The organism is Acinetobacter cumulans, assembly GCF_003024525.3.
In the GTDB taxonomy this organism is placed as follows: Bacteria; Pseudomonadota; Gammaproteobacteria; order Pseudomonadales; family Moraxellaceae; genus Acinetobacter; species Acinetobacter cumulans.
The window spans coordinates 3,381,901-3,400,600 of record NZ_CP035934.2 but is presented as its reverse complement, the minus strand read 5'-3'; the positions used below and the strand labels follow the sequence as shown (position 1 = coordinate 3,400,600).

12 protein-coding genes, 2 tRNA genes and 2 rRNA genes are annotated in these 18,700 nt (G+C 42.2%); 10 read left to right on the top strand and 6 right to left on the bottom strand.

Annotation, left to right across the window (positions count from 1 at the left end; all coding sequences use genetic code 11):
- The first annotated feature begins 35 nt into the window (after positions 1-35).
- From C9E88_RS15975 to C9E88_RS15940, 8 genes are all read left to right on the top strand, one after another.
- A tRNA-Ile gene (locus C9E88_RS15975) sits at positions 36-112 on the top strand.
- A gap of 75 nt (positions 113-187) precedes the next feature.
- A tRNA-Ala gene (locus C9E88_RS15970) sits at positions 188-263 on the top strand.
- Between the two features lie 449 nt (positions 264-712).
- Positions 713-3,605 (top strand): 23S ribosomal RNA (locus tag C9E88_RS15965).
- Positions 3,606-3,801: 196 nt separating this feature from the next.
- Positions 3,802-3,916, top strand: a 5S ribosomal RNA gene (rrf, locus tag C9E88_RS15960).
- Positions 3,917-4,305: 389 nt separating this feature from the next.
- Complete coding sequence (locus C9E88_RS15955; RefSeq protein WP_106984108.1) at positions 4,306-5,670, top strand: MFS transporter; 1,365 nt, start codon at positions 4,306-4,308, stop codon at positions 5,668-5,670.
- Between the two features lie 314 nt (positions 5,671-5,984).
- Positions 5,985-7,325, top strand: coding sequence for an aromatic acid/H+ symport family MFS transporter (locus C9E88_RS15950; RefSeq protein ID WP_106984109.1), 1,341 nt, complete (start codon positions 5,985-5,987; stop codon positions 7,323-7,325).
- 88 nt (positions 7,326-7,413) lie between these two features.
- The gene (locus C9E88_RS15945) at positions 7,414-8,400 is read left to right on the top strand and encodes a DUF3644 domain-containing protein (RefSeq protein WP_106984110.1); all 987 of its coding nucleotides are present in this window, start codon (positions 7,414-7,416) and stop codon (positions 8,398-8,400) included.
- A 74-nt stretch (positions 8,401-8,474) separates the two neighbouring features.
- A complete protein-coding gene (locus C9E88_RS15940) occupies positions 8,475-8,786 on the top strand; it encodes an ankyrin repeat domain-containing protein (RefSeq protein ID WP_106984111.1) in 312 nt (103 codons plus the stop codon).
- 264 nt (positions 8,787-9,050) lie between these two features.
- Here the strand turns inward: C9E88_RS15940 and C9E88_RS15935 are convergent, their stop codons facing one another.
- Positions 9,051-10,091 carry a TauD/TfdA family dioxygenase gene (locus C9E88_RS15935; RefSeq protein WP_106984112.1) on the bottom strand — a complete coding sequence of 347 codons (1,041 nt, stop codon included), beginning with the start codon at positions 10,089-10,091 and terminating at the stop codon, positions 9,051-9,053.
- Between the two features lie 825 nt (positions 10,092-10,916).
- Between C9E88_RS15935 and C9E88_RS15930 the strand changes: the two genes are divergently transcribed.
- Positions 10,917-11,312: a tautomerase family protein gene (locus C9E88_RS15930; RefSeq protein WP_106984113.1), complete on the top strand. Its 396-nt coding sequence runs from the start codon at positions 10,917-10,919 to the stop codon at positions 11,310-11,312.
- Between the two features lie 256 nt (positions 11,313-11,568).
- On the opposite strand, the gene C9E88_RS15925 is transcribed toward C9E88_RS15930, so the two are convergent.
- From C9E88_RS15925 to ribF, 5 genes are all read right to left on the bottom strand, one after another.
- Positions 11,569-12,111: an NADPH-dependent FMN reductase gene (locus C9E88_RS15925; protein WP_106984114.1), complete on the bottom strand. Its 543-nt coding sequence runs from the start codon at positions 12,109-12,111 to the stop codon at positions 11,569-11,571.
- Positions 12,112-12,225: 114 nt separating this feature from the next.
- Entirely contained in the window at positions 12,226-12,708 is a 483-nt protein-coding gene (locus C9E88_RS15920; RefSeq protein ID WP_106984115.1) for an FKBP-type peptidyl-prolyl cis-trans isomerase, read from the bottom strand.
- On the bottom strand, positions 12,701-13,243 hold the full coding sequence (gene lspA / locus C9E88_RS15915) for a signal peptidase II (protein WP_106984116.1): 543 nt from the start codon (positions 13,241-13,243) through the stop codon (positions 12,701-12,703). The genes C9E88_RS15920 and lspA overlap by 8 nt, the downstream gene beginning before the upstream one ends.
- Positions 13,236-16,082: an isoleucine--tRNA ligase gene (gene ileS, locus C9E88_RS15910; protein WP_106984117.1), complete on the bottom strand. Its 2,847-nt coding sequence runs from the start codon at positions 16,080-16,082 to the stop codon at positions 13,236-13,238. The genes lspA and ileS overlap by 8 nt, the downstream gene beginning before the upstream one ends.
- Before the next feature lie 65 nt (positions 16,083-16,147).
- Positions 16,148-17,149 (bottom strand): riboflavin biosynthesis protein RibF, encoded by a 1,002-nt coding sequence (ribF, locus tag C9E88_RS15905; protein WP_106984118.1) that lies wholly within the window; start codon positions 17,147-17,149, stop codon positions 16,148-16,150.
- Between the two features lie 206 nt (positions 17,150-17,355).
- On the opposite strand from ribF, the gene C9E88_RS15900 reads away from it, so the two are divergent.
- Complete coding sequence (locus C9E88_RS15900; RefSeq protein ID WP_106984119.1) at positions 17,356-18,507, top strand: TDT family transporter; 1,152 nt, start codon at positions 17,356-17,358, stop codon at positions 18,505-18,507.
- Positions 18,508-18,700 lie beyond the last annotated feature (193 nt).

Here is an 18,700-nt window from a genome sequence, read left to right as displayed (position 1 = left end):
CCACAACAAGTTGTTCTTCATGACGATGTATCTGAGGGTCTGTAGCTCAGTTGGTTAGAGCACACGCTTGATAAGCGTGGGGTCACAAGTTCAAGTCTTGTCAGACCCACCAAATCTGACTAACGAAATATTTGAATAAAATATGAGAGCAAACAGAAAACAGAGACATTGACTTAATTGATAAGCTGGGGACTTAGCTTAGTTGGTAGAGCGCCTGCTTTGCACGCAGGAGGTCAGGAGTTCGACTCTCCTAGTCTCCACCATACATCGCAAAGCGATGTATAAAAGACAAGTTAATAAATGAACAGTCAGCTGACTGTTAGTTTAGTCTTTAAGCGATCAAGTGCTTAGGTTATAGAGCTTAGCAACAAACTAGCGTAGAATGCGCTTCATTGTTATTAAGCTCTGTGATTTATCACAGCAACATGACCTGACGAAGGCATGTTAAATCATTAACAGAATATATTTGAGTTGAAATAATTTGTTCATACTCATAACTGACATTAACACTAACAGTGATTTATTACTGTGATGTGAAGATAGAAGCTATGAGTTACTAGCGAAATTAACTGAATCAAGCGTTTTGGTATATGAATCTAATTGAAGCTGTACAGTGCTTAAATGCACAAGACGCCAACTGTATGAGTAAGTCGTAAGACAAACTCTGTTGCTTATCCTACTTGTAAGGATAAACGACTGTTTGGGGTTGTATAGTCAAGTAATTAAGTGCATGTGGTGGATGCCTTGGCAGTCAGAGGCGATGAAAGACGTAATAGCCTGCGATAAGCTTCGGGGAGGCGGCAAATATCCTATGATCCGGAGATTTCTGAATGGGGAAACCCACCTATCGTAAGGTAGGTATCGCAACATGAATACATAGTGTTGCGAGGCAAACGAGGGGAAGTGAAACATCTCAGTACCCTTAGGAAAAGAAATCAATTGAGATTCCCTCAGTAGCGGCGAGCGAACGGGGAACAGCCCATTAAGTCATATAAGTTCTAGTGGAATGCTCTGGGAAGTGCAACCATAGTGGGTGATAGTCCTGTACACGAAAGGGCTTATATGATGATGTCGAGTAGGGCGAGGCACGTGAAACCTTGTCTGAATATGGGGGGACCATCCTCCAAGGCTAAATACTCCTGACTGACCGATAGTGAACCAGTACCGTGAGGGAAAGGCGAAAAGAACCCCTGTGAGGGGAGTGAAATAGATCCTGAAACCGCATGCATACAAGCAGTGGGAGCCGACTTGTTCGGTGACTGCGTACCTTTTGTATAATGGGTCAGCGACTTACATTCAGTAGCAAGGTTAACCGTATAGGGGAGCCGTAGGGAAACCGAGTCTTAATAGGGCGTTTAGTTGCTGGGTGTAGACCCGAAACCAGGTGATCTATCCATGAGCAGGTTGAAGGTTGGGTAACACTAACTGGAGGACCGAACCCACTGTCGTTGAAAAGCCAGGGGATGACTTGTGGATAGGGGTGAAAGGCTAATCAAACTTGGTGATAGCTGGTTCTCCCCGAAAGCTATTTAGGTAGCGCCTCGGACGAATACCATTGGGGGTAGAGCACTGTTTCGGCTAGGGGGTCATCCCGACTTACCAAACCGATGCAAACTCCGAATACCAATGAGTACTATCCGGGAGACAGACTGCGGGTGCTAACGTCCGTAGTCAAGAGGAAAACAATCCAGACCGCCAGCTAAGGCCCCTAAATTATAGTTAAGTGGGAAACGATGTGGGAAGGCATAGACAGCTAGGAGGTTGGCTTAGAAGCAGCCACCCTTTAAAGAAAGCGTAATAGCTCACTAGTCGAGTCGGCCTGCGCGGAAGATGTAACGGGGCTAAAACTATATGCCGAAGCTGCGGATTTGCAATTTATTGCAAGTGGTAGGGGAGCGTTCTGTAAGCCGATGAAGGTGGATTGAGAAGTCTGCTGGAGGTATCAGAAGTGCGAATGCTGACGTGAGTAACGACAAAACGGGTGAAAAACCCGTTCGCTGAAAGACCAAGGGTTCCAGTCCAACGTTAATCGGGGCTGGGTGAGTCGACCCCTAAGGCGAGGCCGAGAGGCGTAGTCGATGGGAAATTGGTTAATATTCCAATACTTCTGTGTAATGCGATGAGAGGACGGAGTAAGTTAAGTCAGCCTGGCGTTGGTTGTCCAGGTGAAAGGATGTAGGCATGTATCTTAGGCAAATCCGGGGTACTCTATGCTGAGATCTGATAGCAAGCTGTACTTGTACAGTGAAGTGGCTGATACTATGCTTCCAGGAAAAGTCTCTAAGCTTCAGTTACACAGGAATCGTACCCGAAACCGACACAGGTGGTCAGGTCGAGTAGACCAAAGCGCTTGAGAGAACTCTGCTGAAGGAACTAGGCAAAATGGTACCGTAACTTCGGGAGAAGGTACGCTGCTGACGGTGATGGAACTTGCTTCCTGAGCTATCGGCAGCCACAGAAACCAGGCCCCTGCAACTGTTTATTAAAAACATAGCACTCTGCAAACACGAAAGTGGACGTATAGGGTGTGATGCCTGCCCGGTGCTGGAAGGTTAATTGATGGGGTTAGCGTAAGCGAAGCTCTTGATCGAAGCCCCAGTAAACGGCGGCCGTAACTATAACGGTCCTAAGGTAGCGAAATTCCTTGTCGGGTAAGTTCCGACCTGCACGAATGGCATAATGATGGGGGCGCTGTCTCCAGCAGAGGCTCAGTGAAATCGAAATCGCCGTGAAGATGCGGTGTACCCGCGGCTAGACGGAAAGACCCCGTGAACCTTTACTGCAGCTTGACATTGAACTTTGATCTTACTTGTGTAGGATAGGTGGGAGGCTTTGAAGCAGCGACGCTAGTTGCTGTGGAGCCAATCTTGAAATACCACCCTGGTAATATTGAGGTTCTAACTCTGCTCCATTATCTGGAGCGAGGACCATGTCTGGTGGGTAGTTTGACTGGGGCGGTCTCCTCCTAAAGAGTAACGGAGGAGTACGAAGGTGCGCTCAGCGTGGTCGGAAATCACGCGTAGAGTATAAAGGCAAAAGCGCGCTTAACTGCGAGACCCACAAGTCGAGCAGGTACGAAAGTAGGTCTTAGTGATCCGGTGGTTCTGTATGGAAGGGCCATCGCTCAACGGATAAAAGGTACTCTGGGGATAACAGGCTGATACCGCCCAAGAGTTCATATCGACGGCGGTGTTTGGCACCTCGATGTCGGCTCATCTCATCCTGGGGCTGAAGCAGGTCCCAAGGGTATGGCTGTTCGCCATTTAAAGAGGTACGCGAGCTGGGTTTAGAACGTCGTGAGACAGTTCGGTCCCTATCTACCGTGGGCGCTGGAAATTTGAGAGGATCTGCTCCTAGTACGAGAGGACCAGAGTGGACGAACCTCTGGTGTACCGGTTGTGACGCCAGTCGCATCGCCGGGTAGCTATGTTCGGAAGGGATAACCGCTGAAAGCATCTAAGCGGGAAGCCTACCTCAAGATAAGATTTCCCTAGGAATTTATTCCTCTAAAGAGCCGTTGAAGACTACGACGTTGATAGGTTGGATGTGGAAGTGCGGTGACGCATGAAGCTGACCAATACTAATTGCTCGTGAGGCTTGACTATACAACACCCAAACAGTTGTTGTACGAACTGCGCAAGCAGTGAGCAGAGATTGATTCATTAAAGACCAAACGGTCTTGAAATACTTGATTCAGCTAACGCTAGAACATACAATTCGACTCAGATATGATCTGTTAATAACTCATTTGACGAAAGTTCGGCATCCAAGTAAGACCAAACGAGTAAGCATCCAAGTTGTGCTGGCGACAATAGCAAGAGTGAACCACCTGATCCCTTCCCGAACTCAGAAGTGAAACCTCTTAGCGCTGATGGTAGTGTGGGGTTACCCATGTGAGAGTAAGTCATCGCCAGCTCATTATTCGAAACACCCCCTGACTAGTGCAGGGGGTGTTTTTTTATGTGTGAAAAATATTTTAAATAAGGCTAAAGCTTATTTAGAAACAGGTTTGAATTCGTGACTTTCAATAAAAAAGAATAAATAGGATAAAAAATAAGCGTATTTAGCATAAATCATTAAAAAATATAAGATCAAAATTGCTCAAATTTTCCATTCTAAGCATAAATAACTGTACCTATAGGTGCAGTTATTTGTCTATTTTTTAGACTTTTGTCGTGTGTCTCGTCAAATATCGCTGTGCTCAAATAATGCTCTTGTATTGGGCTGAGCTAAATCTGTAAAACAATAAAAGCTTCCCGATGTGATCACTACAACAATGATATGTAATCTCACAGGAGGTGAGCTATGGCAACGAATGCAATAAATGTGAATCAAGTGATTGATCAGGCTAAATTTACACCTTTTCATTTTAAGGTGGTGTTTTGGTGTCTATTGATTATTTTATTTGATGGCTATGACTTAGCCATTAATGGTGTGGCACTTCCTCTACTGATGCAACAATGGTCATTAACGGCTGTGCAGGCAGGGATGTTGGCCAGTACTGCTTTAGCGGGCATGATGTTTGGCGCCATGCTGTTTGGTACCTTGGCCGACAAAATAGGCCGTAAAAAAGTCATTATGATTTGTGTGGTACTGTTTAGTGGCTTTACCTTTGCTGGCGGTTTTGCATCAAATCCGACCGAATTTGGTCTACTACGTTTTTTAGCGGGCTTAGGAATTGGTGGTGTATTGCCTAATTTAGTAGCCTTAACTTCGGAATATGCGCCACAACGTTTACGTGCGACCTTAGTAACAACCATGTTTAGTGGTTATGCTGTGGGTGGTGTGATGGCTGCTTTATTTGGCGCATGGTTTACCCCAAGCTACGGCTGGCAAATCATGTTCTTTATTGCTGGTGTACCGCTGTTGTTTTTACCTTTTGTTTGGAAGTTCTTGCCTGAATCATTAACCTTTTTGGTGAAAGCACAAAAAGATCAGCAAGCATGCCAAATTTTACAGCGTTTAGATGCTGAGGTTGATTTACCAAAACAGGTGAAACTCGTTCTGAGCGAAGCAAAAGTGTCAGAGCCTGCTTTTGTTAGCAGCTTGTTTAAACAAGGGCGTTCAAGCAATACTTTGCTGTTCTGGTTAGCTTTTTTTATGTGTTTATTAACACTGTATGCTTTAGGCAGTTGGTTACCAAAGCTGATGATGGCTGCGGGCTATTCGATGAGCAGTAGCTTAATGTTCTTATTAGCCATGAATATAGGCGCAGTCATTGGTACTGTTGGCGGTGGTATTTTGGCTGATAAGTTTCATATGAAACCCGTGATTATTAGCTTATGTTTGGCAGGCGCAGTTGCATTATCTTTATTAGGATTTAAGTCTCCACAGCCCGTTATTTATTTATTGGTGGCTGTTGCTGGTGCATCTGCAATTGGTTCACAAATCTTGCTGTATAGCTATGTAGCACAGTTTTATCCAGTGACTGTACGCTCAACAGGTATTGGCTGGGCTTCTGCTGTGGGCCGTACAGGTGCGATTGTGGGCCCAATTTTAATTGGTATGCTGTTGGGTATGGAATTGCCTCACCAAATCAACTTTATGGCAGTAGGTTTACCCGTCATTATTGTTGCGATTGCTGTGGCATTCATTAGCACTAAAACGTCGAAGGAAGAAGTGGATGCAGAAGTCAAATTGCAGAAACGTTTGAGCAGTGTGAAAGCCTAGTTGAATTTTGGCTTAAAGTATCTCTAAAAAAGCCTTCATCTTTGATGAAGGCTTTTTCTTTGGCGATGTAAAAATAATCAAATTTGAATTAAAAGTATTTAAATGGTTTAAAAATCACTCAAGAAAATGAATTTAAGTCACTGAAAATGTGATTGATTAGACTAATGTTGAATTTTTATGGTGGTATAAATTATGTGAATATTAGGCAAAACTACTTTAGTAAATGGCTTCAGCTTTGTTCTAAAAAACAAAATTTTAAACTGAAGGGCGCTAGTTAAAGTGCAATGCAAATAAAGATTTACAGGAGGTGAGTAATGTCAAAAGCAGTGAATGTGAATGATATTATTGATCACGCAAAATTTTCCAAATTCCATTTTAAAGTTTTAGCTTGGTGTTTGCTTATTATCTTATTTGATGGCTATGATCTAGCGATTAATGGTGTTGTTTTACCCTTGCTTATGGAAGAGTGGGGCTTAAGTGCAATGCAGGCAGGTATGCTTGCGAGTACAGCACTTGCAGGGATGATGTTTGGTGCCATGCTATTTGGTTCCTTGGCCGATAAAATTGGCCGTAAAAAAGTCATTATGATCTGTATTGTTTTATTCAGTGGTTTAACCTTTGCTGGTGGCTTTGCTTCAAACCCGACAGAATTTGCTATTTTGCGTTTCTTGGCGGGTTTAGGCATTGGTGGTGTAATGCCTAACCTTGTGGCTTTAACCTCTGAATACGCCCCACAGAAGATGCGTAGCACCTTGGTTACAGGTATGTTTAGTGGCTATGCGGTCGGTGGTGTTATGGCTGCTTTATTGGGTGCATGGTTTACCCCAAGTTTTGGCTGGGAAATCATGTTCTTTATTGCTGGCATTCCGCTGTTTTTACTGCCTGTTATTTGGAAATTTTTACCAGAATCTTTAACGTTTATTGTGCAAAAGAACCGTCAAGCCGAAGCTCGTACTATTGTGCGTCAATTGGCTCCACAAGTATCTGTGCAAGAAACAACAACTTTTGAATTGCATCAAGTTGATACGCCTGAATCTGCAAGCGTGATGAGTTTGTTCCGTCGTGGCCGTGCAACAAATACAATTTTGTTCTGGATCGCGTTTTTCACTTGCTTACTCACCATGTATGCATTGAGCAGTTGGTTACCAAAATTGATGATGGCGGCAGGCTATTCGATGGATAACAGCCTCATGTTTATGATGGTTATGAACGTTGGTGCAGTTGTTGGAATCGTAGGCGGTGGTATTTTGGCGGACCGTTTCCATTTGAAACCAGTATTGATGTGCTTGGGTCTAATGGGTGCGATTGTGATGAGCTTAATGGGCTTCCAGTCTAACCAGTTCTTGCTTTACATTTTGGTGTTCTTGGCTGGTGCGGCGTCTATTGGTTCGCAAATGTTGCTATACAGCTATGTAGCGCAGTTCTATCCATTGGCAGTACGTTCGACGGGTATTGGCTGGGCATCTGCGATTGGCCGTATGGGTGCAATTATTGGTCCTATCCTCATTGGTGGCTTATTAGGGATGAGCCTTCCTGCACACTTTAACTTTATTGCAGTGGGTTTACCTGTATTGATCTGTGCGATTGCAGTTGCATTGATTATGCAAGATACAGATTCTGACAAGATTGAAGTGGCGCAGCCAGCAAAAGCTTAAGCAGATTTAAAATGAATAAGCCTCCGTATGGGGGCTTTTTTATATTTATTAAAATAAATATACTAAAAAAAAATTAAATTAGTAAATTATGAAATCACGCTCAAGATTGATGCTAGAAAAATCGATAGCAGCTATGCTGTCAGCTATCGAGATTTATAACAAACCAGATTTTAAATACAGAGAAGAAACTTTTTCTGTCTTGTGTATAAATTCTTGGGAGTTATTATTAAAAGCCCAAGTACTGCATCTTTCTAGCAATAAATTAAGTTCAATATATAAGACTGAATTAAAAACTTTGAAAAGTGGTAATAAATCAACATCTAAAAGCATTAAAAAAAATAGAAGTGGTAACGCGATGTCTATTAATTTGTTTGAAGCATACAATGTTATTACAAATGATTTTGGATTAAAAATAAATAAAGTAGTCTATGAAAATTTATTAGCTCTTACTGAAATTAGAGATAACTCTATTCACTTTATTAATGATGATTTTACTATTGCAATCAAAATACAAGAATTAGGTACAGCGGCATTACAAAACTATCTGCATTTAGTAAATGAGTGGTTTGGTAATGTTTTAGCAAAATATAATTTTTATCTTATGCCTATCTCATTTTTTAGAGATTTTCAGAATGCGTCAGGAACGATATTAAATAATAGTGAGAAAAATGTGCTCGACTATATAAAGAAAAGTGAACAAAAATATGATGATAATGATTTTAGTGATTACAATCTAACATTAAGAATTGATCTTAAATTTCAAAAAGTTAAAAGTACATCGGGCTTACCAGTTATCATTACAAATGATCCTGCTGCTACGGTAGTACAGTTATCCGAAGAAGATATTAGCGATAAATATCCTTGGAATTATGATGTTCTCAGCACAAGATGTATAAAGAGGTATGTAGAGTTTAAAGTTAATAAGAAATACCATGATTTAAGGAAACAATTTGAGTCTGATCAAAGATATGCGTATCAAAGACTTCTTGATCCTTCAAATCCTAATAGCAGTAAAAAAACTTTTTACAATGCAAATATATTTAAAGAATTTGATAAATACTATGAAAAGAAATGATCATAATTTACATAAATTGTGGTGCGAGAGTTATGTTAGTCTGTTCATAATCCTATAAAGTTGAAGGTCTAGGAATGCAATTTAATTCTATCTCCCCAATCCCTGAAGACGATGACGAACTGCACCTACCAGAATTAGTGTATTGGGCATCTTTAGGTGATGTAGCAGAAGTTGAAAAACGTTTAGCCAATGGTGTAGATGTAAACCAAGCAGATGAAGAAGGCTACAGCGCACTACAAGCAGCTGCAGAAAACGGCTATTTGGATGTGGTTCAGTTCTTGGTCAGCAAAGGTGCGGATGTACAGCATAAAGCGCCTTATACGGCTTTAGAGCTTGCAGAAATGGCAGAGCAGACAGAAATCGTAAACTACCTAAAAAGCCTATAAAAAATCACGATCGCGCAGATACGAAAAAGCCCCATCTTCCTGATAGGGCTTTTCGATATTTCGTAAGTTTAGATATGACTCCTGTCGTATCTCACGTCCTGGTGTACAAACCTTTTATTCTTGTTGTTAAGTTTGGAAACTTCCTGTTTCCTGATAACTATAGATTATGCTGAATGAGCACTATTGCCTAGAGGCAGAATTCTGCAAGCGATGTAAGCTGTAGCGTACACGAACGGATGAAGAATCATCACTGAGGCCATGTCGCTAAGCTGCATAATGGTCATCTGCATTAAACACATTGGCCTGAATTTGAATGAGCTTACGGTTACCTTGTTCGCCATTCATACGCCAGTGTGCAATTTTCACATTATCAACCAGTGCAACATCACCTTTATGCCATTCTAATAACAAAGCATCCTTATACATGGCATTGAAGAACTGTTGTTTTTCTTCATCCGTCCATTCAATTTTGTCGCCTTGTTGGTTGTAAATTTCCCATGTGAGTTGCATGCCATCTGCTGTGGAATCAATTTCAATCTCTCCACGGTTATCAAAGCAGTTTTGTGCGGCTTGATGTGCAAAAGGATTGGTATTGTTGGCAAATGCCCACGGTTGTAAGGCCAGTTTTTTGGTATCTGGATGGTGAATCACTAAAGGTGAGCGCTGTAGGGTCAGTTTGGCTTTTTTGTCCTTACGCATTTCAATGCTAAACGGACTCTTTTGTAATAACAGCCGATCCAATACACTCAGTTTGCGTGCAGAGACATAAGAAAAATGATTCCAAGCACCAAGGTATTTTTCTTGTAAGGTTTTTGGGAGTTTATTCCAAATCAGTTCTAAATTATTAAAGCCAGTTTCGGCCAAATAAGTCGAAGGCTCCTGACAAAAAAGAGCGATATAACGTGAACGCTCTGAACGTACACCCCCTTCAACATGCGGGCCTTGTACTGAATTTTCGACGGGGCCAAGTTGTACCGTATTACGGTCGATATAGCGACGATAATCGCCAGCACCTAAAATGCTTTCACTGTATTTACGCATCCATGACGCTGCCCAGCCTGGCATATTGGGATTAAATGCATTCCAAGGTTGAAGTTGAAAATATTGCTCAATCAGCATTTGAAACTGTTCAGGTTGCTCAATTTGATAGCCTCGAAAGACTAAAATGCCGTAATCATGCAGTTGTTGCATCAGTTCATTACGGTGTGAGCCAATATACTGTGCCAAGGCCATACTGGAGTTATTTTCAGTTGTTGCTGAAAATACTTTGGTGTATTCGTTTAAAAAGTGCTGCTGAGGCTGCATAGCTGATTCTCTCATTTCATTTTTTTTATAGTTGCTGCCTGATCCTTTGGCAGTTCTTATACGCGAGCAAATCATAGCGCAAGTTGCGTAAAGAATATGCAAATTATATGTAGAGTTTTACTGAAACGCTTTAACTTTTGTGAAGCAGTTTTATATTTACGACCAAATGCAAGGCGAGAGGATGGTGGTTGAAAATTTAGCTACCCGAAATGAAAAAAGCCTCAACATTGCTGTTGAGGCTTTTCTAATCTATTACTCGGGCTATTGCCTGATTCTTATTGCTGTGTCTATTTTTTCTTTTATGTTATGCGCTTAAGCATATTTTTTATGTTGAGCAGTCCTGCTGTATTGTTTTTGCTTTTATTCTTTTCCAAACTTCCTGTTTGGTATGAACTTAATATAATTGTGTTTCCTTAGGTAAAGAAGACGCTAAATTCTGCATCTCGTGTAAGTCATAGCGTACAAAGCCACAAAATCTTGAGACAAGTCAGTTAAATGGATACAGCATAAAATCAGAGCCAGGGCAAAATGCAAAATATGTATGCCTTGATGAGGAAGATAAAAAAAGCCCCAACATCCTGTCGGGGCTTTTTTTGATTCGTTGCAAAGGTATGTTTCCTTTCATACCATTCAGCATCCTGCTGTTGTGACATTTTTTTATTTTTCTTATCAGACATCCTGTCTGGCTATGAACTTAATATAGTTTGAAAGATGAAACTGAGATAGCTGTTAATTTCTGCAAATGGTGTAGGAAAATGCTTACAGCGATATCGCAAAGAAATGTTCATAATGTTTGGCTGATAACAAGAGCAAAGAATAAGTTTTATGCCGATCATTCAAATTGATATTCGTACCCAGTATAACGACGTGCAAGAACAAGCATTATTAAATACGGTTTTGGATGCCGTACAGCAAAGTTTTCAGCTTCCTCAAACAGATCGTAATATTCGCTTGTGTGTACATGCGCCACATCGTTTTCAAGTGTTTGATGGTTTAGCACAGCCCGTGCTGTTTACACAGATTAGTATTGATTGTTTTGCTGGACGCTCTTTAACGGCAAAGCGCCGTTTGTATCAAAGTTTAGTACAGAATTTAATCACATTCGGTATTCCTGCTGACCATATTTTAATTTTGCTTCGAGAAAGCCCATTACAGAATTGGGGGATTCGTGGTGGTCAAGCAGCATGTGATATTGATTTGGGTTTTCAATTGGATGTGTAAAGTCGTTGAACGTAAAGTTGAATGACACTGCATAGAACGAAAAAAGCCTCAACATCCTGTTGAGGCTTTTTCGGATTCATTCTAGCGGTATAACTCCTGTCGTACCGTACGCTTCCTGCGTCTGTCCTGCTTATCATTATTGTTTTAGGCTTTGGAGACTTCCTGTCTCTCTATGAATCCAATATTAGACTGGCTGCGAATAAGTGAAAAGTGGTCAATTTCCGCAGTTGTTGTAAGCAAAAGCTTACAAGGTGGTTTATGCGTTGACGTATTGCACCAATTTATCAAAAGCTGCTTTCAGTGCTTTGTCATCAAACTCATTGCCTTCAAATGTTTCTGCGCGGTTGCGAGCAAAAATATCACGGATTTCAACCACGGCATTGGTGTCTACCAGTCCAAGCTGCGTTGCTACCTGACGGATTTGATCAATTGAACGTGAACCGTTGCTCCCACCATAGCTGACGTAGGCAGCTGGTTTTGCATTCCATTCTTTGCCTAAATAATCTAAGGCATTTTTGAGTGCTGGACTGTAGCCGTGGTTGTATTCGGGGCTAATGAAAATAAATGCATCGCCTTTGGCAATTTGTGCAGCCCATTCTTGTTGTTTGGGCTGATCATAAATACCCGTCATAGGCGGGTTGGCACCAGCAAAAAATGGCAGATCCCATGCTTTTAGATCAACAATTTCGGTTTGAACCGTGCTGAATTCATAACTGTTGATTTGTGATTGGATCCATGCTGCAACTTTAATTGCTGTACGGCCTTCACGTACGCTACCCACAATAATTTGAATATTCATAAGTTTCTCAAGTGCTATTTTCTGTTTAAATTAATCTATGGTGATTGGGCTGTATAGTATTGATCTGTAAATAATAAAAAAGCACCCGAAGGTGCTTTTTATGACTTGCGTCACTTACATAATTTTAATGCCTTGCTGGCCAGCAGGCGTTACTTTAAAAATTTCTACTTCAAAAGTAATGTTTTTACCTGCCAATGGGTGGTTAAAGTCGACTTCTGTAATGTCTTCACCCACTGTTTTTACCACGCCGTATAGGCTTTGTTTGGCTTTGTCTTCAAACTCGATCATGTGACCTTCAGTTGGACGCTGTTCAAATTTTACAGTGTCAAACTTTTGTACATTTTCAGGGTTCCAAGGGCCAAACGCATCCTCTGGTGGCAAGCTTACAGTGCGGCGGTCGCCAGCACGTAAACCAAATAATGCTTTTTCAAAACCAGGTAATAAACTGCCATCACCCATCACTAAGCTCACAGGTTCAGCACGGCTACGGGTGTTATCAATTTCTACGCCATTTTCAATCGCGACAGAAAAGTGAAGATCGACTTTAGAGCCGTTTTCAATACGAATTTCTTCGTTAGGATGAATCAAATCAGTCATTTTTTTGCGCTTCCGCACGTTGAATACGCTGCTTCTCAAGGAAGAAGGTATCAATCAACAATAAGATGGTACCCAGCGTAATGGCACTATCTGCAAGATTAAATGCAGGGAAGTGGCTGTTGTTGTAATACACATGAATGAAGTCGACCACATAACCTAAAGATACGCGGTCGATTAAATTACCAATTGCGCCACCTAAAATAAGGGCAATCGCAATGGGTAAAATTTTCACGGTTTTTGGCATACGCATCAGCCAAAATACAAAAATAACAGACACTAAACCTGCAAGTGAGGTAAAGAAGTAACGTTGCCATCCACCGGCATCGGACAAGAAACTAAAAGCAGCGCCATAGTTATGTAGTAATGTCCAATTTAAAAAGGGTAGGACTGGGACAGGGTCTGCATAATTCAGACTCGTGCTGGCAATCCATTTGGTCCATTGATCCAAAAGAATGGCAACAATGGATAAGCCTACCCACACTAAATTGTGTGGATAGAATTGAAATAAACCCTTTTTTTGTTGTGGATTAGGCATATTTTCTCTCTTCGCCTTGACCTGTAGGAAGGTTAATAATACAACGAGAACAAAGACCTGGATGTTCGTGATGTGTATTCACATCTGGTAGAACATGCCAGCAACGCGCGCATTTTTCACCGTCAGCTGCTGATACGTTTACACGTAAACCTTCAAGGTCAGATTCGTTGCCTTGCGCTGCATCAAATGCATTTACAACCACTTGAGATGTGATGAGGACAAAACGTAGCTCATCACCTAGACGGTCAAGTACAGTTTTGAGTTCTTCAGATGCCCAAAGCTCTACTTTGGCAGATAAGTTAGAACCTACTGCTTTTGCATTACGTGCTGCTTCAATGTGTTTATTTACTGCAGATTTTACAGCAATGAGCGTTTGCCATTCTGCTTCAGAAACAAGGTTAGCGGCTGATGCAGTTGGAATGTCATACCATTCAGCAGTGAAGACATATTTCTCAGATTGCTCTGGAATTAAAGGCCATGCTTCTTGCGCGGTAAAGCTTAAGATTGGTGACATCCAGCGAACAAATGCTTGTACCAAGTGATACAACGCAGTTTGTGCAGAATGACGTGCTGCAGAGTCTGCTTTAGTGGTGTATTGACGGTCTTTGATGATGTCTAAGTAGAAACCACCCAAGTCGTTAATACAGAAGTTGGTCAACGCATTCGTTACGATATGGAAGTTCATATCTTCGTATGCTTGTTGAATGGTTTTTTGAACATCGCTTGCACGTTGCAAGATGTATTGATCAAGCGCGATCAATTGATCTACAGGCAATGCATCCGTCGATGGTTTGAAACCATTCAAGTTGGCAAGCAAGAAACGTAAAGTGTTACGAATACGACGGTAACCATCAGATGCACGGCTAAAGATTTCTTTACCCGCAGTCATTTCATAACGGTAATCTGCAGATGCGATCCAGAAACGTAGACCATCAGCACCCATATCTTTAATGATGTCTTGTGGTGTGATCACGTTACCGATTGATTTTGACATCTTACGGCCTTTCTCATCGACCACGAAACCGTGCGTCAATAAGCCTTTGTAAGGTGCGCGTTCATTGATTGCAATCGATGTTAACAATGAAGATTGGAACCAACCGCGGTGTTGATCTGAGCCTTCAAGGTATAAGTCTGCTGGATCTTGCAGTTCTTCACGTTCACGAAGCACTGCAAAGTGTGTTGTTCCAGAGTCGAACCATACATCTAAAGTGTCACGTACAGCATTGTACTGCTCTGCATCTGCACCGATAAATTCTGCTGCGTCACGGTTATACCAACCATCAATCCCTTCTTGCTCGATCAGTTTTGCAACTTCTTCAATCAATTCAGGTGTGCGTGGGTGTAATTCGTTAGTATCTTTGTGTACGAAGAATGGAATTGGCACGCCCCATGTACGTTGACGTGAGATACACCAGTCTGGACGACCTTCGATCATCGCTTCAATACGGTTTTTACCCCAATCCGGTACAAAGCCAATGTCATTTTCAATCGCATTGAGTGCTTTGGCACGTAAACCTTGTGCATCCATGCTAATGAACCATTGTGGTGTCGCACGGAAGATAATTGGAGTTTTGTGGCGCCAGCAATGCGGGTAGCTATGCTTAATCACCACATGCGCCCAAAGCTTAGTCGCTTCAGTTAAAGCAGCAATAATTTTTGGATTGGCTTTATAGATGTGCTCACCAGCAAACAGTGGAGATGTTGGTAAATACACACCATTACCGCCAACTGGATTTTCAACTTTTAAGTTGTACTGTAAGCCAACTTTATAGTCGTCTACACCATGGCCGGGTGCTGTATGTACTGCACCTGTACCGCTACCGTCTGTGACGTGCTCGCCCAAGATGACTGGGACTTGGCGTTCAGCAATTAACGGATGTTGTAGTACTAAGTTTTCAAGTTTAGCGCCAACAAATTCAGCAATCACTTCAAATGCTGTAAAGCCATAACGCTGTGTTGCAGACTCAACCAATGATTTTGCAAGAATGAAGTTTTGTGGTGCTTTGTCTTCGCCAGTTGCTTTCACCAATTGGTATTCAAGCTCAGCATGCAGTGCAACCGCTTGGTTGGCAGGCATGGTCCAAGGCGTAGTGGTCCAAATCACGATGTCTGTACGATCCGCGATTTGTACGCCTAAACGTGCCGATAAATCTGCTAAATCAACAACAGTGAAACCAACGTCAATTGCGTCAGATTTTTTATCTTCATATTCAACTTCAGCTTCAGCCAAAGACGAACCACAGTCCAAACACCAGTTGACTGGTTTAAGACCCGGCTCAATATGACCCGCTTTGGCAATTGCGCCAAGTGAACGCACGATGTCGGCTTCTTGTTTGAAGTTCATGGTGAGGTAAGGGTTGTCCCAATCACCAAACACGCCCATACGCACAAAGTCTTTCTTTTGCAGTTCAACTTGTGTGTATGCATATTCACGGCAGGCTTTACGGAAAGTAGAGGCGTCTACTTTCACGCCAACTTTACCCACTTTTTCTTCTACTTTGAGTTCAATTGGAAGGCCGTGGCAGTCCCAACCTGGTACGTATGGTGCATCAAAGCCATCCATCACACGGCTTTTGATGATGATGTCTTTTAAAACCTTGTTAACGGCATGACCCAAATGAATTTGACCATTTGCGTATGGAGGGCCGTCATGAAGCACATATTTTTTCTTGCCAATACGCGATGCACGAATCTGCTGATAAATGTCATCGGCATACCACTCTTCTAACCATTTCGCTTCACGTACTGCGAGATTTGCTTTCATTGCAAATTCAGTACCTGGGAGGTTTAGCGTGGCTTTGTAATCCACTGCATTTTCAGGAGTTTGCTTATCGCTCATGCAAGTTGTCATCCAATTTCATCCGTCTAGGACGGACACGTTTTATCAATAAAAATTAAGTCGAATTAGAATGGAAATGTTGGGGTATTTTGTCGAAACTCAAGGAGTTTTTCGACATCATCATCAATTCCAGCTTTTAGGGCTTCAAGCGACGGATAGTCCTTTTCACCATGTAAATAGTTGAGGAACGTTACCCGCATTAACAGGCCATACAGATTAGCAGAAACATTCGGAAAATGTACTTCTAAACGCCACTCTGGATGAACATGTTTAATGGCAGGACGTGTACCGACATGACCCGCACCGAATAGGGCAGTGGGTTCATAGCCCGCAATGCCAAGTTGCTCAGGGTTGTCCTGTTGCACTTTGGCACGTAGGGACTCAGTTTCACACAGAACTTCTACACCATAAATGCCATTTAGGCAGGGTTTATGACGGTTGAGCCTTACGTTAATGGTCGGAAAATTAATGGTACGACCAATTTGATCGCCGTATTGCACACGACCGGTGATGCTATAAGGACGACCGAGTAATTTTGCTGCATGGGCTAAGTCGCCAGCTTGCAGAGTTTGCCGAACGAGGGTTGAACTAACACGTTCACCATTGACTTCAACATTTTGTAAATCGGTCACATGAAAACCGCGTTGGCGTAAAAATTCACTATTGCCTTGACGGTTTTTACCGAAGTGATGATCTTCACCTAAGACTAAACTTTGTGTATTGAGTTTGTATTTTAAAATGTCGCAAAAAGCGTCAGCGCTGAGGTTGCGGAAGTCATTATCAAATTTTGCCACCACAATATAGTCTACGCCGAGCGCTGTTAAATATTCGACTTTTTCACGTAGCGAAGAAATGCGGGGTGGTGCTTCATAAGATTTAAAGAATTCAAGCGGTTGTGGCTCAAAAATCATCACTGCAGTTTTTAAATTTTGTTGTTCTGCAATCTCTTTAAGTTGGCTGAGCATCGCCTGATGACCCAAATGTACCCCATCAAAATTGCCGATCGTTAAGGCCGTTTGAGGAAATTCTAAGTTGGGCGCTAAAGCATTCAGACGGAGCAGCTGCATGGGCGAATCAAATCGTTGAAAATGTTTGTGGGCTATATATTGCCATATTCTTCAGCATTCGTCTTGTTGTTGTGTTTTTACGCAAAAGAAATCCGCAGTTTAAGTTCGTATATAGGAAAAATTGATTCATTTAATAAATATTAATCAATTTTTCTTATTTGTTGGGTTGGTTAAGATAAGACCAGCTTCTAGATGAGGACAACAATATGCAAAACACGGTGCTTTTACAGACACGGCTTGAGACGATGATCCGTCAGTTCACTCCGAACTGGTTTACGGTGTGTATGGGGACGGGCGTGGTTGCACTGATTGTATCAGAGTTCCCTATCTTTCAAGCATTCACATGGTCATTCGGCGCGATGCTTTGGCATTTGAATATGCTGCTCTTTGTGTTGTTTAGTGCTTTATATGTGTTGCGTTGGCTGTATTACCCTGTCGAAGCCAAACAAATTTTTAAGCATCCCATGATGTGTTTGTTTTTGGGAGCTATCCCGATGGCGCTGGCGACCATTTTAAATGGCTTTTTAAAATATGGTCAGCCAATTTATGGCGAAAGCGCCTTGGTTTGGGCCGAGCTACTTTGGTATGTCGATGTGGTCTTGGCTGTAGCAATTGCTTGGCTGGTCCCTTTTGTGATGTACCAACGACAACAACACGAACTCAAAAGCATGACTGCAGTTTGGCTACTGCCGATTGTGGCCTGTGAGGTTGCAGCCACAAGTGGAGGCTTATTACTGGGTCATCTTGTTGTGACGGAGCATGCTGTTGGTATCTTGCTAGCCAGTTATGTGCTGTTGGGAATGTCTGTACTGCCAGCTTTTGCGATTTTAACTATCCTCATGCTCCGTTTGGCGCTACATCAGTTACCTGCCAAAGAATTAGCCATTAGTAATTGGTTGGCTTTGGGGCCAATTGGTACAGGTGCTTTTGCTCTGTTGGTACTGGGTGCTCAGGCGCCTAGCGTATTGGCCAGTATTGGACTCGCACATGTAGGGCAGATCCTACATGGTGCAGGTATTGTGGGTAGTTTAATCTTATTGGGCTTTGGCCTGTGGTGGTTGGGCTTGGCGATCTTGACCACATTACATCACAGACGTGTGTTGCCATTTAATTTGGGTTGGTGGGCCTTAACTTTTCCGTTGGGGGTGTATAGCTTTGCGATCTTAAATCTAGCTGAGCAACTACAAATGGCATGGATTTATGGCTTTGCTTATGGTTTGAGTACGGCTTTGCTCGTGCTGTGGTTATGGGTGGCTGGCAAAACCGCACACGGTTTTTATCACGGGCATTTATTTTTTTCACCGTGTTTAAAAAGCTATTTGGAGGCAAAGCAACAGTGCGCTAAAAAAGCCGTGTAATGGGGTGAGGCTTGATTGAATGCGTATGCAGACCCGTGGTGAGCATGTTCATGGATGACAGCATACGCTGAGGATTGCTCGATAAACAAGGTGACTCACCATACTGCATATACGGGATACATCACATTGCACAGTTTGCCACTTGACCATACTGATACGATTTATCTGTACGATGCTATTTTGCAAAAAAATT

Bases quoted from the DNA above. Each gene is read 5' to 3' on its own strand.
- C9E88_RS15930 (WP_106984113.1), top strand. From the start codon at position 10,917: ATGCCGATCATTCAAATTGATATTCGTACCCAGTATAACGACGTGCAA.
- C9E88_RS15935 (WP_106984112.1), bottom strand. From the start codon at position 10,091: ATGCAGCCTCAGCAGCACTTTTTAAACGAATACACCAAAGTATTTTCA.
- C9E88_RS15925 (WP_106984114.1), bottom strand. From the start codon at position 12,111: ATGAATATTCAAATTATTGTGGGTAGCGTACGTGAAGGCCGTACAGCA.
- C9E88_RS15940 (WP_106984111.1), top strand. From the start codon at position 8,475: ATGCAATTTAATTCTATCTCCCCAATCCCTGAAGACGATGACGAACTG.
- C9E88_RS15900 (WP_106984119.1), top strand. From the start codon at position 17,356: ATGCAAAACACGGTGCTTTTACAGACACGGCTTGAGACGATGATCCGT.
- lspA (WP_106984116.1), bottom strand. From the start codon at position 13,243: ATGCCTAATCCACAACAAAAAAAGGGTTTATTTCAATTCTATCCACAC.
- C9E88_RS15920 (WP_106984115.1), bottom strand. From the start codon at position 12,708: ATGACTGATTTGATTCATCCTAACGAAGAAATTCGTATTGAAAACGGC.
- C9E88_RS15945 (WP_106984110.1), top strand. From the start codon at position 7,414: ATGAAATCACGCTCAAGATTGATGCTAGAAAAATCGATAGCAGCTATG.
- C9E88_RS15950 (WP_106984109.1), top strand. From the start codon at position 5,985: ATGTCAAAAGCAGTGAATGTGAATGATATTATTGATCACGCAAAATTT.
- C9E88_RS15955 (WP_106984108.1), top strand. From the start codon at position 4,306: ATGGCAACGAATGCAATAAATGTGAATCAAGTGATTGATCAGGCTAAA.
- ribF (WP_106984118.1), bottom strand. From the start codon at position 17,149: ATGCAGCTGCTCCGTCTGAATGCTTTAGCGCCCAACTTAGAATTTCCT.
- ileS (WP_106984117.1), bottom strand. From the start codon at position 16,082: ATGAGCGATAAGCAAACTCCTGAAAATGCAGTGGATTACAAAGCCACG.